General features: G+C 44.5%; 11 protein-coding genes. 4 read left to right on the plus strand and 7 right to left on the minus strand.

Annotated features, from left to right (window positions below):
• Positions 1-61 precede the first annotated feature (61 nt).
• The 4 genes from RJD38_RS17280 to RJD38_RS17295 form a co-directional block, all read right to left on the minus strand.
• Positions 62-4,201 carry a DUF3859 domain-containing protein gene (locus tag RJD38_RS17280; RefSeq protein WP_065546710.1) on the minus strand — a complete coding sequence of 1,380 codons (4,140 nt, stop codon included), beginning with the start codon at positions 4,199-4,201 and terminating at the stop codon, positions 62-64.
• 120 nt (positions 4,202-4,321) lie between these two features.
• On the minus strand, positions 4,322-4,735 hold the full coding sequence (gene arfB, locus RJD38_RS17285) for an alternative ribosome rescue aminoacyl-tRNA hydrolase ArfB (RefSeq protein ID WP_005593419.1): 414 nt from the start codon (positions 4,733-4,735) through the stop codon (positions 4,322-4,324).
• Positions 4,736-4,803: 68 nt separating this feature from the next.
• Positions 4,804-6,102, minus strand: a complete 1,299-nt coding sequence (locus RJD38_RS17290; protein ID WP_065546711.1) for an alpha/beta fold hydrolase — start codon at positions 6,100-6,102, stop codon at positions 4,804-4,806.
• Positions 6,103-6,309: 207 nt separating this feature from the next.
• Positions 6,310-8,094: an ankyrin repeat domain-containing protein gene (locus tag RJD38_RS17295; RefSeq protein WP_065546712.1), complete on the minus strand. Its 1,785-nt coding sequence runs from the start codon at positions 8,092-8,094 to the stop codon at positions 6,310-6,312.
• Between the two features lie 238 nt (positions 8,095-8,332).
• Here RJD38_RS17295 and RJD38_RS17300 point away from each other — a divergent pair, with 238 nt between their 5' ends.
• Positions 8,333-9,097, plus strand: a complete 765-nt coding sequence (locus RJD38_RS17300) for a ferredoxin--NADP reductase (RefSeq protein ID WP_065546713.1) — start codon at positions 8,333-8,335, stop codon at positions 9,095-9,097.
• 138 nt (positions 9,098-9,235) lie between these two features.
• Here RJD38_RS17300 and RJD38_RS17305 read toward each other — a convergent pair whose 3' ends face one another.
• On the minus strand, positions 9,236-9,562 hold the full coding sequence (locus RJD38_RS17305; protein WP_065431148.1) for a hypothetical protein: 327 nt from the start codon (positions 9,560-9,562) through the stop codon (positions 9,236-9,238).
• A 235-nt stretch (positions 9,563-9,797) separates the two neighbouring features.
• Between RJD38_RS17305 and RJD38_RS17310 the strand changes: the two genes are divergently transcribed.
• Positions 9,798-10,154 (plus strand): hypothetical protein, encoded by a 357-nt coding sequence (locus tag RJD38_RS17310; protein WP_005593427.1) that lies wholly within the window; start codon positions 9,798-9,800, stop codon positions 10,152-10,154.
• A 12-nt stretch (positions 10,155-10,166) separates the two neighbouring features.
• Positions 10,167-10,499 carry a GlpM family protein gene (locus RJD38_RS17315; protein ID WP_005593428.1) on the plus strand — a complete coding sequence of 111 codons (333 nt, stop codon included), beginning with the start codon at positions 10,167-10,169 and terminating at the stop codon, positions 10,497-10,499.
• 60 nt (positions 10,500-10,559) lie between these two features.
• Here RJD38_RS17315 and nagB read toward each other — a convergent pair whose 3' ends face one another.
• Positions 10,560-11,360, minus strand: a complete 801-nt coding sequence (nagB, locus tag RJD38_RS17320; protein WP_009385983.1) for a glucosamine-6-phosphate deaminase — start codon at positions 11,358-11,360, stop codon at positions 10,560-10,562.
• Between the two features lie 508 nt (positions 11,361-11,868).
• Between nagB and RJD38_RS17325 the strand changes: the two genes are divergently transcribed.
• Positions 11,869-13,098, plus strand: a complete 1,230-nt coding sequence (locus RJD38_RS17325; protein WP_065546714.1) for a tetratricopeptide repeat protein — start codon at positions 11,869-11,871, stop codon at positions 13,096-13,098.
• A 129-nt stretch (positions 13,099-13,227) separates the two neighbouring features.
• Here the strand turns inward: RJD38_RS17325 and sstT are convergent, their stop codons facing one another.
• Entirely contained in the window at positions 13,228-14,451 is a 1,224-nt protein-coding gene (gene sstT / locus RJD38_RS17330) for a serine/threonine transporter SstT (RefSeq protein WP_005593431.1), read from the minus strand.
• Positions 14,452-14,537 lie beyond the last annotated feature (86 nt).

The following is a 14,537-nucleotide window of genomic DNA, read 5'->3' on the forward strand; positions in this document are numbered from 1 at the left end:
AAACATCGTAGAAATTGAATTTAAAAAGCCGCTTAAATTAATCGTTAAGCGGCTTTTTCGTTTATATCATCGGATTTGGTCCTACCTCAGCGAGGGTTTTCATCGCGAGTTTTTCCATCATATGTAGATAGAATCGGCGTAATAAGCCATGTTTGCAATGTACGATAAGAACGCGGCATAGTTCCCCTTCGGTTGAGTAGCCAAACAGCACCTGCACGCCTTTTTGATTGAGATGTAAACCAATCACATTCTCGGCCTGCAAAGGATCCGGTTGGAACACCGCAGCTGGCGTCGCCTTGGTTAGCAACTTTTTCCATAATTTGGGTTGAGCGAGTGCTTTCTCAACGGCAGCCGTGGTTCCCAGTAATAAATGTTTGCCCTTTAAACGTGTCTCAATGGATGGGACGAGTTGGTTTGCAGCAGGGTACCAATGTTGAGCCACATCATGGCTAAGTTCAATCTCGCATAAGGCCAATCTTTTATTTTGGCGATAGTAATATACTTGAGCAATATTGGTCGTAAGTCGATTACTTAAGTTTAAGGTACTATTAACGTGACACGGTGCGACAATCGCCAAGCCTTCTCTATTGAGATTTACACTACCGATTGATTGCTTATCTAATTGGTCGGATTGGTAAAGATCAATGATCGGTTTAACACGTATTGGGCGGCTTTCCATTACGTGAAATGTTTTTGTCACAATAAGGTTTTCGGCATCATCAAAGATATCAAAACGATAAACTCCCGGGATACATAAACTTTTATGTGACATAGTCCAGCCAATAAAGGCACTGCAATCGACTTCAATACTGCTCTGCCATTCCGAGACATAGCCTTGCTGCTGAGCAATATAAGGATGGTGTAGGCGAATTGTTAATGCGACTTGTTGTGGGGACTCCTGTTCACCATCGTCATTCGAAAAATATTCTAAACGAACACCAAAGGTTCGGTTGAGCTCTATTTCAACTAAATGACTTTGCTGGCGATGCTCAAGTTGCGCTATTGTTTTGAATTCGCTCTGCTCAATCTCCTCTTGTTGAGTGCCTTCAACCTCGTCACCTTCATGACCGTCAACATAAATACCGTAATCCATAATTTCAATGCCAGGATTGGGTTTAGGTGCATAACGGCCGAGTTGAATCTCTGCGATGAGATCGCGAATATGGCGTGAACGATGATCGTGATAGTGGTTGATGATCGGTTCAAATTTGCCCTGTTGTGCCAACTTGATTAACGTCGCTTCTAAATCTTCCAGCGTGAGCTGATTTAGATGCTCAATAATATCGTCTTGTTGGGCGAAGTGTTTAAGAGTTCTCAACCAGTCATTTTTGACCATTAGGGTCAATAGATGACTCTGCTCAGCCCCCAACTGCAACGCTCTCTGACATAACCACAGTGCTTTGCTTTCTTGATTATCATCCTCTCGTTCGTTGTAGAGTTCGCTAAGTGCCAGTTGAGGCGTATGAGCGAATAAACTCATAATATTGGCTTGGCGCTCCGGTTGGATAAACCAGAATAGAGTTGATAATTCAGCCTCACCATACTCACCTTCTAAAGTGGAGACGTGTTCAGTTTGCAAAACGGAGGTCAACTGAGAAATTTCGGTTTCATCGGCTAGGCGATCTAAGCGCAGATAGTGGTTGAACAACTCAAAATGTTGCTGTTGTTCTAGAGTGAGTTCGTGAGCTGGTGAATTATGACGTGTGATGTAGCGTTTAAATTGCGCCAAAATCACCGTGATGATTTCTTGGTCAAAATAATGGAGGGTGATCTGCGGAGCATATTTTTTCAGCTCGAGCATAAAGATTTGTTTATGACGTGGCAGTATCAGAGCTAAAGCTTGCTCAATGGTGCCATTTTGTTCTTCAGCTTGGGCAATATAGTCATCAAAGAGTGAAGTGAGCAGCGCTTGCTTATCCTCCCAGTATGAAAGGTCGTCGATGCGTCTTTCTATTATGATAGCTTGCTGAGTGACAGGTGATAGAACCTCAAGGCGAGAGGCTAAATGCTCATATTGAACTTGAGTTTCTAGTGCTTCGTCGACATAGAATTTGGACAACAGGTACGCGGTTTTTAATGGCGCGATGAGCAACCAAAGATCGAGGAATCTACGACTGAAGACATCGGTTGAATTTGGGGTTGTTGCCGCCAAATAACGCGCATAAACATCGGCACAGACCAGTAATTTCTGCCCACTTTTGTGGAAGTGGGAGATAAATAAGTAGTAGGGCTGCACAGGGTTGACTTGATATTTGAAACTGTCGCATCGCTGATAAGCGGCAAGACTGGTGGTGGCAAGTTGTTGATCCTGATGTGTGCCATCAAGGTAGTTTACGATGGCAGTACGTTGCTGCTGGTAGCTCGCTTTCTGCTCATCGGTTAACTCATCGCCGTATCCCTGGTGCTCATCGTAATGACTATAATGATCAATGGCTGCAAGAGCGGCGACAGGTAAGTGGGCGGATAAAAACGCGGATACTTGCTGAGTAAGCTGATCACAGACACCTTGTTCTAGATCGAAATTGAGGATGACAGCACAAGCGGTCAACTGCACTTCAAGATGATAATGATCAGCAAAATCCGCCTGCATGATAAGTTCAAATACTTGGTCACGATGATCAGCAATTAAACGATAAACAGCGATCGCGTCACTATGGTCGACACTGCCGCTGTAGCTGGAAAAACTTTCCACATAACGGTTAAAAAGAATGCGCCAATCACCATTAAAACGAGCGATGAAATCAGCATCGGTAAAGAACTGGTATTCTTCCACCATCTTAGAAACAAAGTCAGGGTGAAAGGGGTGTTTGTCATTCCAACGATGAATGACATCTAACAGGCGAAATAGCTTGAATCGACCTTCAGCTTCGTTTGGTTCGCCACTTTGATTACGCATCGTCCAATCAGCGATCAGGTTATAGAGAATATGTTCTAATTGGCTGGCTAGACATTCATAAGGACCAGTGAAATACTGAATGTGGTGATTAATTTTAAAGTTGGCCGTTTTAGCTACCGTTTCTATATCACATGGTGTAATGGTATCGAGCACTTGTGGGTTTTCCCCACTAACGATGTAATGCCATAGCGCTTTACCGTTATCGACGCCTTCACATACGAAGGCTTTCCACTCTTCTTCACCGGTTCCCCAAGTGTAATAGAGGTCACCGAGTGGTTCTTCTTCAATCACTTTTGGTGCGACGATTGGGCGGCCTAAGTATTGCTCGATCTCTAGGGTAAGATCGGCTGCAACATCATCCGTTGGACTATCAATAAAGGTTTGGCTTAGTGTTTCTAAATTATTATCGCTGTCGCGATGCCAAGAGATGGGAGAAACGATAGATAGCATGATCCGTTCGATCGGCTTTTCGCAATATTCGCGTCCATTATTATTGGTCTGTAAAAAGTCTTGTTCGACAAAGCGCTCTTTTAATGCGGCTCTAAAGCGTTCAAATTCTAGTGGGTCTTCGCGGAATATTTGCAGCAACGAGGCAGAATGTTCACCTAGTGCGTGTTTTTGCTCGTCGTATGCAGTGTATTTCAAGTTGAACATTTGGGCTTGAGCGTTGGCATTATCACAGTAGCAAAAGGCTTTGAGAGTATGCTCGTTGTAGCCTAAATGGCTTGCGACAACACCAAGTACTTCTTCTCCGTATGGAGCATGCTCTGTGTCCCAGTTAGGTACGACGTAACCCGCCAATAAATACGTCAGTCGAGGGTAATGCATTGCAATCATCAACAGAGCTTGAAGGCCGAAGACGTCCGCATCTGAAATCCACATATTGGAGGAGTTATTGATGCGACGTGAGGTTTGACACATCACTTTAGCTGTCGCCTCAATATCTGCCTCAAGTTGAGGATGTTGGCAAGCGAAGAGGAAAAAAACACTCTCCATCGGTAAGTAGCTTCGAGCTAGTGATAGCTCAGGTTGAATATCTTTATCGTCATGACCAACATAGCGCATCAATAACGTGACTAGCGGTTTATCGAATAGCTCACCTAATACATCGCTACTGCCTGTTTCTAAGCAAAAACGAATACGACAATAAAAATCGCCAAAGGCCTCTTCCTGTTCGAGCAAATGGCGGTAGACGGTCAGGCCAGCTCGCAGTGAATCAATCGATTGGGGGTTAAAAGTCACCGTGAAAGGGGAGGCGGTCATTGCTGTTGGAGTTTCAAGTTCAGAAGCGTCAGAGACAGACATAGTTAAGCATACTTACGGCTAATGCATATAGATATTTAGCATAAAACGAGAGATTAACTATGTCATTGAAAATAAATGGTTAAAGCTCATTGTGTGAGCTTAGGCCTATTGACGGTCGCCTTAATCGCGTAAGCGACCTCGGAGTGATTTGGTTTGGCTTTTAATGCCCTTTGCCTTGAGACGACGCTCTTTTGAACCGCGAGTTGGTTTGGTGGCTCGACGATGCTTTTGCACCACCGTCGCTGCGCGGATCAATTCTGCTAATCGGTTAAGCGCATCTTCTTTATTTTGCTCTTGGGTACGAAATTGCTGAGCCTTAATGGTGATCACGCCATCTTTAGAAATGCGTGAATCCTTAAGTGCCAGCAAGCGTTCTTTATAGAAAGCAGGTAAAGAAGAGTGGTTGATATCAAACTGTAAGTGAATGGCAGAAGATACTTTATTGACGTTTTGGCCACCCGCACCTTGGGCGCGGATGGCGGTCATTTGTATTTCCCATGCTTGTAGTGTGACAGTGTTGGATATTGTTAACATAATTCTCCGCCGCGAGATGGCGGCGTGGTGGTATGGATATTAAGTGCGAATCTTTAATTTATTGGCTGTTACTGTAGCATAGCGGCGGTTTGATCACCCATAGCAATCAGTTTATCAAGAATTCGTTCACCATCGGCCCGCAGGCCATTGTGTTCATATTCATTGGTGATCCATGCACTAGCATTACCCAGCAGGGCTAAGGTTTCACGGCTATAGTCCATTTCAACAAACATATCATCCGCGTACACCGCGCAGCTCACTGGCACGGTATTGTTTGCCAGTTGTTTAGCATCATACAGCGCAGGCCAATCATTTTTTACGGCTAATAATTCTGCCGCGTGTTGCAGTGGTTTGAGATTGGCGTATTGCTTAAACATCCAAGGGAATACCATTTCACCAGTAAAGTAGAACGGTTGGCCTTTTTGGTAATTAAATGGGCTCAATTCACTACGTACGCGCTGGGCACTCCAATTTGAAGCTTCACCTTGGCAGTAGATCGATTCATGCAAAATGGCGTAGATGGGATTGGTTTGAAAGCCTTGTTCGGCGAGCATCGCACTAAGAAATTCGTAGCGCAGTTGTGGTTGGCCATTGATTTCGACAAAGGCATTTTCGAGCTGGAAATAAGTGGTAATGAAACTGTCGCTCATGCCAAAGTTAATGCCAATTTGTTGGAATTGTTCTACGGTAAAACGTTGCCCATTAGGCAGGAACTCGTCGTGATCGATCAAATGATTGGCAATCGCTTGGCACATCGCTTGCGCTTGTGGAAATTGACGAAAAAAGGCTTGGTTCTTATCCATGGTGCGTTTAAATGTCGCGCGGTAAACATCATCTGCCGGGCGTGAAATTGAAGGTACACCGCCCGTAATGTAGCTACGCAATAGGCTGTGTGGAAACAGCGAAAGGTACGTCAATGAGCAAAAACCACCAAAGCTTTGACCGAGAATCGCCCACTGTTCGACACCGAATTGTTGACGAATAGTCTCGGCATCGCGAACGATGTTATCTGCACGAAAATGGCTTAGGTACTCCGCTTGCTGCTCGGGCGTGAATGACGCAAGGGTTTGGTGCGATATTACTGAGCTATTGCCGGTGCCACGTTGATCAAGCAGTAACACGCGATAAGTTTGTAATGCACGTTTCAACCAACCGCCGTGGCCATTAGGACGCTGTGCTGGAAAGCCCGGGCCTCCTTGAAAATAAACCAGCCAAGGTTTATCACTCAACTCATCACCGGCTAAGCGCACTTCACGAGCGAAAAGGGTCAGTTGACCTTGTGCTACGTCGTTGTAGTTGAGCGGTACAGTAAAGTAATGCGGTAGGTAGTGAACACCCTGTTGGATAAAAGCTTGTGCATGTAACATTGAAACGATTCCTAATGTGGCCTTACAGCGGTTCGAGCGTTTATTTTACCATCGACTTGCTGACTTGTTCATCCCTAAGCGAACAGTGCAAATCGTTTGGCTTTATAAAGCAAAAGGCGCAGATGAAAGGGAACTTGATTAAAAAGAGCATTCCCTTGGGAATGCTCAGTGCTGGTCAGATGATGATGGCTTTGTATGCACACAAGATTAGTGGTACATCCGTCTCACGATGAAGGCGTCTGTTGGCAGTGAAATCATCGATTCCTTATCTTCCATATAACGGCGTTCAAACGATGTCATCCGGTAACCGACGGGAGCAACGTCGATAATTTGTTTGACCAGTTTTTGCACCTCTGGATCTGAGATTGATACCGCTTGTTCTAGTTGCTTGTGCAGTTGAGGTACCAGTTGTTCGTATCGAGCCATTTTTAATCTCAGTTTACTCTCGGGGTTTCTTGCCATACTCATGGCTGTCGCCCCGTTTTTACTCTCGATATCCAATTGTGCGCCTGCTCGAGTTAGTAGCTTAATAATAGAGTATTGGCCCCTTTTACTCGCGGTCATCAGTGCCGTTTCACCCGTCTCTTTGTTTTGCTCATTAACATCAACGCCAATGCTAATTAAATATTTGACTACCTTTGGCGATTGAAGACTGGCCATCATTAATGGATTGAGGTCGTAACGACTGGAGATATCCAGACTGGCATTGGCCTGTACTAAACGCTCTACTATGGCGACGTGATCATCAAAGATTGCTTCTATCAGAGCAGAGTCTCCCCATTTGCCTTTTGCGTTGATGTCGTCAACGCCGGCTTCTAATAGCAGGTTGACCACTTCCAACGAACCTCGAGAACTCGCAAATATTAGCGCAGTTCGAGCGTATTCAGGTTCTATTGCATTGACGTCGGCATTGGCCTTGATAAGCAATTGTGCAATAACAGGATTTCGTTGGATCGCCGCCACCATTAACGGAGTATAACCATAACCGTTAATGGCATTGAGGTTAGCCCCTTCGCTGACGAGCTTATTCACGGCTTCGGCGCAGTCGTGATCAATGGCATAAAATAGCGGTTGTTGCTGCTGTTGACTGAAAGTTTGTTGGCATAGCGCCTTATCTTTAGGCAGCACAGAGTAAGCAGGTGGCTGGTACTGCTCAAGTAAGATCACAATCTCGTCATGACCATTTTCTTTGGCATAATCTAATGGGGATTTACCAAAGTTGTCCCTTATATAAGTTCTTGGATTGGCTTTGAGTAGCTGTTTTACGGTTTCAGTATGGCCTTTATCGCTGGCGAAAATGAGGGCCGTTTGAGCGTTATAGCCATTGGATGATTGAATATCGACAGTGGCATTCTCTGCTAGCAGTTTTTCAACCATTGCGGCATTTCCTTCCCAGCTTGCCATCATTAAAGCGGTGAAACCTCGCTCGTCAGCGAGATCGAGGTTTGCTTTGGCTTTAATTAATTCATCGACGATGTCTGCATGGTTGTTTTTGGCTGCGTACATCAGTGCGGTCATTGCGTTATCGTCGATGAGATCTGGCTTGGCGTTGGCAGCGATTAATTGTTGCGCTGCATGAATGCTGCCATTTTTAGCCGCGGCGATTAAGGCGGTGACCCCTGAGTGGGTGGCAGCATCAACGTTAGCCTCTGCTTTAATGAGTTGCTCGATGATCAATGATTGATCTTCGATGGCGGCATATATCAGTGGCGTCACGTGCAAATAGTCAGTCACGTTAGGATCTGCACCCATTTTGAGCATTTCACCGACTCTAATAGAACATTGGTATTCAACGGCGTTAAACAGCCGATCTGGCGCTGTAAAATCAAGATTATTGCATGGGTCTTGCTGGGCGTGGGTAGATGTCGATATGCCTGCTGCGATGACTAAGGTCAGCAGTAATTTTTTGCTCATGGTGATGCTTATCTCCTGTGCAACGATAAAAAGAGGGGATGCTTGAAATTTAAAAAGCTCATCATGATCAGAACTCATGACGGTGATCGAATAAGGCTAAATAAAAACAGTGACTTATGCAATTGTCTTTGTTGGGAAATCAGCGCTCAACAGGTGATTTATTGTCTCGGATTGATTGTGTGATCAATGACATCAGCCCTTTGCCAAACCAAGAGAAGTACTATCGCTCAACAGTAAAATACCTGCTTAAAAAATAGCGAATGGTCTATATTTTAAACTGTTAATAACGCTGTTGGTGATGAGACAAGAGGTGAAGATGAATGAAATAACAGGCTATTCTCAGGCGATCGTTGCGAAGCGAACCGACTGGACCAAGGAAATATTCAGTCTTCGCTTAAGCGGCGCCAACCTCTCTTTTAAAGCGGGGCAATTCACCAAATTGGCATTACTCGATGATGAAGGTAATACTATCTCCCGGGCTTACTCGCTGGTTAATGCGCCTCTGACGAGCAGTGATATGTTGGAATTTTTGATTATTGCTGATCCTAATGGACAACTGAGTCCGCGCTTACATCAACTAAAAGAAGGGCAAGCAATTTTTGTTGGTCAGAGAGCCAATGGTGACTTAACGTTTGAGTCGATTCCAAAGCAAAGTGATACGTTATGGTTACTTTCTACTGGAACCGGCATTGGGCCTTTTCTTGCTTTGCTTGATGATCTCAATTTTAGGCCAAGTAACCGGCGAATCGTACTGGTTCATGCTGTTCGACATCAATCCGACCTCGTGTACCGTTACCTGATTAATCAGTTAGTTGAACAGTATCAAGGACGACTGATTTACCAGCCTATCGTGTCGAGAGAGCAAGTGCCAGAGGCGCTACATGGTCGCATTCCAGCTCTTATTGAGAGTGGTGAATTGATGCAAGCAACCGACGCCGAATTTCATGCCGAACAAAGCTTTGTTATGTTATGCGGCAATCCTGAAATGATCAAAAGTACCCTCGCTACCTTAACCGAGAAGGGGCTTACTAAGCATCGTACAGCTCAAGCAGGTAATATTATCTACGAGCGTTATTGGTGACATCGTACTAATGACGAAACGCAGTGTTTAAGTGAGTAAGGGCGAGCGAGTCATGATCCGCTCGCTCTTTTGTTGTCGGTGATAATACTCGACGAGTACGATCAGTTAGGATGATAAATTGCCGATACCAGCAGTCATTTATGGCGCTTGATCAAGTTGCCAAAAATCCAGGATATGGACTGTCTCTTTGCATCGACCTTTTAAAATTTGGTAGCTTGGCTCATAGGTTTTGCCAAGATAGGTAGTGCGAATGAGGTCGCCAGTATTTACATCGACCTGAGTGATAACTCTACCTTTAAAGTTTTGAAAAAGAACAAATTGCTCACTGCGGTACACCATTTGTTCTGGATAGAATAAAAAGGTATCGGCGGTTTCTAGTAGTTCACATTTTAAAGGTAAAGAGTTGGGCCCGGTGGCTGAGGCTGGAGTGGTTAGCAGCAGTACTGCGAAAATAATGCTATTCATCATACGCTCCTAGAAGGCTGCCTAAATGCTGATTTAAGTATAGGAGGCGGATAAGTAATAGGTGCAAAACTTTGTATCAAATTTAAGAATTCTATCTGCTCAGGCGTATGATTCAGGTGACATAAAGGCTTTGGGGAAATTTTCATCTGGTGAGAATCGCCGGAATTAACCTGTCGTGTTGTTGTTTCTTTCCACGTTACTCTGAACGTTAAAGGATGAAAATAATGGCAGAAAAATGAATTTGATCGTTAATGTACATAAAGGTGTGCGCAAAGTTGGTTTTGAGATGGCAACGCGTCAAGCGTGGAAATGTGGTGTAAAGGCCAATGTCGTTAGCCGCGTTGTGGGCATCGCAAAAGGGCAAATTGTCTGTGTCATTGAAGGATGCCGAGCAGAATTATCGACACCACTCAATAATCCTCTGCATGATGACAGCAAACAAGGTCGTTACATTTTTATTGGTGGTGTGTGTTGGGAACCGAACTCGTTACTTGCCCCTGGTTTTCCTGAATTTATGTTTATGCATGTGCGTAATCTGAGTGCCAAACACAAGTATATGACCGATGAACAATTGCTGATGAATCTCGCTTAGAAGAGCATTGTAATGTTGGCTTTGTTTCTCAAAAGTATGCTGGGTGCTTTGGCTGTATTGGTTATTGCGCTTTTATCTCGCACACCATACTTTTTCGTTGCTGGATTAGTACCGCTGTTTCCGACTTTTGCTCTGATCGCACACTATATTGTTGGTGAAGAGAAAGGGATGGAGGGGCTACGAGCAACTGCGTTGTTTGGGCTGTTTTCTTTACTGCCTTATGCTGCGTATTTACTTGCGGTTTATTGGCTGAGTTATCGTTATCAATTACCGACGACGTTAGCTTTCGCCACAATCATTTGGTTACTCGCTGCTGCGGTATTACTGTTCTTTTGGACTCGATGAATAAAGATAAACAAAAAGGAGGCGATTGCCTCCTTTTTCATCAATAGAGTGAACTAAAGATTAGAAACCTTTGATGTTCTCAGCTTCTAGCTCATGGAAGTACTTAACTGTCTTCACTTTAAGCTCTTGAGTTGATGGCTCGTCACATACGATCACTGATTTAGGGTGTAGCTGAAGTGCAGATACAGTCCATAGGTGGTTAACGCTACCTTCAACTGCTGCTTCTAGAGCTAGCGCTTTGTTGTGGCCTGTAACCAGAATCATGATTTCTTGTGCGTCTAGTAGAGTGCCAACACCAATCGTTAGTGCGTACTTAGGTACTTGGTTGATGTCGCCATCGAAGAAGCGAGAGTTCGCGATACGAGTTTCTTCAGTCAGAGTCTTAATACGAGTGCGTGAAGACAGAGAAGATGCTGGCTCGTTAAATGCGATATGACCGTCGTTACCTACGCCGCCCATGAATAGGTTGATTTTGCCGTAAGACTTGATTTTGTCTTCGTAACGTTGGCATTCAACTTCGTTATCAGCCGCGTTACCGTCAAGCAGGTTGATGTTCTCATCCTGAATGTCGATGTGGTTGAAGAAGTTGTTGTACATGAAAGAACGGTATGACTCTGGGTGATCCGCAGGGATACCAATGTACTCATCCATGTTGAAAGTAACTACGTGCTTAAAGCTAACTTCGCCAGCTTTGTGCAATTCAATTAGTGCATTGTAAGTTGCTAGAGGAGTACCACCTGTTGGTAGACCTAGAACGAACGGACGCTCAGCTGTTGGTGCGAAATCGTTAATACGTTTTACGATATGCGCTGCTGCCCATTTACCTACTTGTGCTGCTTGTTGAAGCGGGATAAGTCTCATTTTTTGCCCCTAATTATTGGAATTCAATATGCTGTACACATTAATTCGCATTATAAAATAAGTGATCTGGTTGTTCTATTGTTTTTGGTCAATTTTTGTCATTTCTTTTTAAAATGATGCGACAAATGATAACGCATACGATTGCTGAGCAATGTTCTCCCCGAGATGTATGCTATTTTATACGGAAGAGAAAAGGATTTTTTATTCAGCGAACTATCAATAGCGATTGGTTGTAATTGACGGATTTATAACATAATTATGTGAATTGATAAGCGAGTCACAAATTGATGAGCCGGTCGTTTACCCATCGATTTAGTTCGCGAATCAGCTCTAAGTGTGATGAAATCTCTCAATGTTTTCGGCAAAAAGCCGATATAGAGGTTAGTAACTTCAGGTGCAGGAACTAGAGTCTTGCAACAGGCTGCAATTAACTTTTCACCGAACAACCTAAGAAAGGTTGGGGTAGAGCAAGTTAGCGACCATTAACTCAACGTGTGGCATAAAAATAATGAATATGATGGGGATCGCCATTAGTGCGACCGGGTTACTCTTACTGCTGTTATTTGCTTGGATGCTGGCGCTGTCATTAAGACAAAAGCGTGTTGAACGCGAGCGTAAACAACGGGAAATCACCTACCGTAAAGCACTTGAACGTGACCGCAAGCAAGAAGAAGAGCAGCGCGTAAGGAAAGCGGAAAATGGTGACCTTACGATGATTTTGTACTTGGCGAAAGAAGCCGAACGAACCAATTTGCGCAAGGCGCTCTATTGGTATCATAAAGCCGCATTGCAAGACAACGTAACCGGCATGTACGGTATTGTTCGCATCAGTGAACGAATGCGTGATGACATGGTGTTAAGAGAGCAGGCAAAATTCTGGAAAAAGGCCATTGCGGCGAGTGATGGTGATATGTCTGCGAAATTCCAAGTCGCAGAAGCGCTTTATTACGGCAGAGGTATTGAGCAGAATTTTGACAAGGGTTATGCATTAATGGAGCAAGCTGCATTACAACAATATGAACCAGCAATGCTGTTCCTTGGTGATTGGATGATTGCGAATGCCAACCCTTCCCCTAGTCCTGTCGCATCGACCGAGTGGTTTCGGAAAGTCGCACTATTACGTAACAACGAAGGTCGCATGAAACTGGGCCTTAATTATCTGAATGGTATTGGTGTTGAAGAAGATTTTGCTCATGGGTGCTATTGGTTAGAGCGTGCCGCTGAAAAAGGCTATGTTCCAGCCATGTATAAGGCCGGTGAAATTTGGCTTGAGCATGGCGTGAGTGGCCGTAGTATTGCGTATATCTGGCTGTTCTTAGCAGGACAGATGGGGCATGAAGAAGCCCGTGTTTTGCGTGAACAAGTCGCGCTTAACTTGAGTGTTGATACTGTTGTGGGTTTGCAAGCGCTTGCAAAACCAATGCTTAAGCGAATATTAGCCAATAAAGTAAGTAAGCACGCCTTGATTAAAGCCTTCAATAAACTCTATAAGCGTGAGATCGACATAGACAAATATGATCCAATGCCATCGGTCACTAAAGACTCAGACACGGAATCTAAGTCTAACAGACAAGTAGAGAAAGAGATGACCAGCGAGGTATTATCGCAAGAAGAAACACTTGATGGGGGGCCTTTTCAGGCCATTGATGATTCATCCAATCAACAGCCTCAAGTGAGTGTCACATCAGCCGCCACGCTCGACTTCTCACAATCCCCCATGGATAGGTCGCGCAGTTAAGCATGGTAGATTGTTAATCTCGCGATTAGAAAAAACCAATTAAAAAGCCCCGAGAGTGATCTCGGGGCTTTTTTGCATTTACTTGTTGTGTGGTTTAAACCACTAGGCCTAAACCTTATATCATCGGCTCTAACCGTGAGGTTGTTGCTTTTGTTTCTGTTTACAAACTGCAGCGGTAAAGACAACGTCCGTTGAGCTGTTTAGGGCTGTTTCAGCAGAATCTTGTACTACACCAATGATGAAGCCAACGGCAACCACCTGCATCGCGATCTCATCTGGAATACCAAATAGGCTACAAGCGAGCGGGATCAGTAGTAGTGAACCACCAGCAACACCTGAAGCTCCACACGCAGAAACCGCAGCAACAATACTCAGTAGCAACGCGGTAAGTAGGTCAATTTGAATACCTAGAGTATGGGCAGCGGCTAACGTTAATACCGTAATAGTAATTGCAGCGCCTGCCATGTTGATAGTTGCACCCAGTGGAATTGATACAGAGTAGGTATCTTCATCCAGATTTAGCTTTTCACACAACGCCATGTTCACTGGGATATTCGCTGCACTTGAACGAGTGAAGAAAGCCGTAACACCACTTTCACGTAAGCATTGAAAAATCAGCGGGTATGGGTTTTCTCTGGTTTTAAACAGTACAATCAATGGGTTTACCACAAGAGCAATGACGGCCATTGCGCCAAGCAGTACCGCTAATAAGTGACCGTAGCTTGCGAGTGCAGAAAAGCCCGTTGTGGCGATGGTTGATGAAACAAGACCAAAAATACCAAACGGGGCGAGACGAATAATGAAGCGTACAATTTGTGACACGCTGTTGCTTAAGTCTTCAAAAACCGCTTTCGTAGTGCCTGATGCATGGTGCAGCGCAAGGCCTAAACCAATCGCCCACGCTAAAATACCAATATAGTTTGCGTTCATTAGCGCATGCACTGGGTTATCAACCACTTGGAAAAGTAGTGTATTGAGAACTTCAGCGATACCTTGCGGTGGGGTTGCCCCTTCAGCGCCTGACACCAGAGTTAGAGTGGTTGGAAAAAGAAAACTCATGCTCACTGCAGTTAACGCTGCGGTGAAGGTGCCAAAAAGGTACAAGATCACGATAGGGCGCATGTAGGTATGCTGGTTTTTACGTTGATTGGCAATTGAAGCGGCCACCAAGATAAACACCAAGATCGGTGCGACGGCTTTTAGTGCGCCGACGAATAAGCTACCAAGTAAGCCTGCGCTTTGGGCTGATTCAGGTGCAATTAATGCCAGTGCGATACCCAAAATGATACCGACTAAGATTTGGAGCACTAAATTGCCTCGTGCAAATCGTGCTAAGAGAGAGTTGTGTTGCATAGTTATCCCTGCGAAGTATTTATGTAATTCGATTGTATTACCCAAGTAATTAGTATTTTGGTGTGTCTTGGGCGTCGCTCAGCGAA

Origin of the sequence: Vibrio scophthalmi (genome assembly GCF_040869025.1) — a bacterium.
Classification (GTDB): Bacteria; Pseudomonadota; Gammaproteobacteria; order Enterobacterales; family Vibrionaceae; genus Vibrio; species Vibrio scophthalmi.

Bases quoted from the DNA above. Each gene is read 5' to 3' on its own strand.
- RJD38_RS17280 (WP_065546710.1), bottom strand. From the start codon at position 4,201: ATGTCTGTCTCTGACGCTTCTGAACTTGAAACTCCAACAGCAATGACC.
- arfB (WP_005593419.1), bottom strand. From the start codon at position 4,735: ATGTTAACAATATCCAACACTGTCACACTACAAGCATGGGAAATACAA.
- RJD38_RS17290 (WP_065546711.1), bottom strand. From the start codon at position 6,102: ATGTTACATGCACAAGCTTTTATCCAACAGGGTGTTCACTACCTACCG.
- RJD38_RS17295 (WP_065546712.1), bottom strand. From the start codon at position 8,094: ATGAGTTCTGATCATGATGAGCTTTTTAAATTTCAAGCATCCCCTCTT.
- RJD38_RS17300 (WP_065546713.1), top strand. From the start codon at position 8,333: ATGAATGAAATAACAGGCTATTCTCAGGCGATCGTTGCGAAGCGAACC.
- RJD38_RS17305 (WP_065431148.1), bottom strand. From the start codon at position 9,562: ATGAATAGCATTATTTTCGCAGTACTGCTGCTAACCACTCCAGCCTCA.
- RJD38_RS17310 (WP_005593427.1), top strand. From the start codon at position 9,798: ATGAATTTGATCGTTAATGTACATAAAGGTGTGCGCAAAGTTGGTTTT.
- RJD38_RS17315 (WP_005593428.1), top strand. From the start codon at position 10,167: ATGTTGGCTTTGTTTCTCAAAAGTATGCTGGGTGCTTTGGCTGTATTG.
- nagB (WP_009385983.1), bottom strand. From the start codon at position 11,360: ATGAGACTTATCCCGCTTCAACAAGCAGCACAAGTAGGTAAATGGGCA.
- RJD38_RS17325 (WP_065546714.1), top strand. From the start codon at position 11,869: ATGAATATGATGGGGATCGCCATTAGTGCGACCGGGTTACTCTTACTG.
- sstT (WP_005593431.1), bottom strand. From the start codon at position 14,451: ATGCAACACAACTCTCTCTTAGCACGATTTGCACGAGGCAATTTAGTG.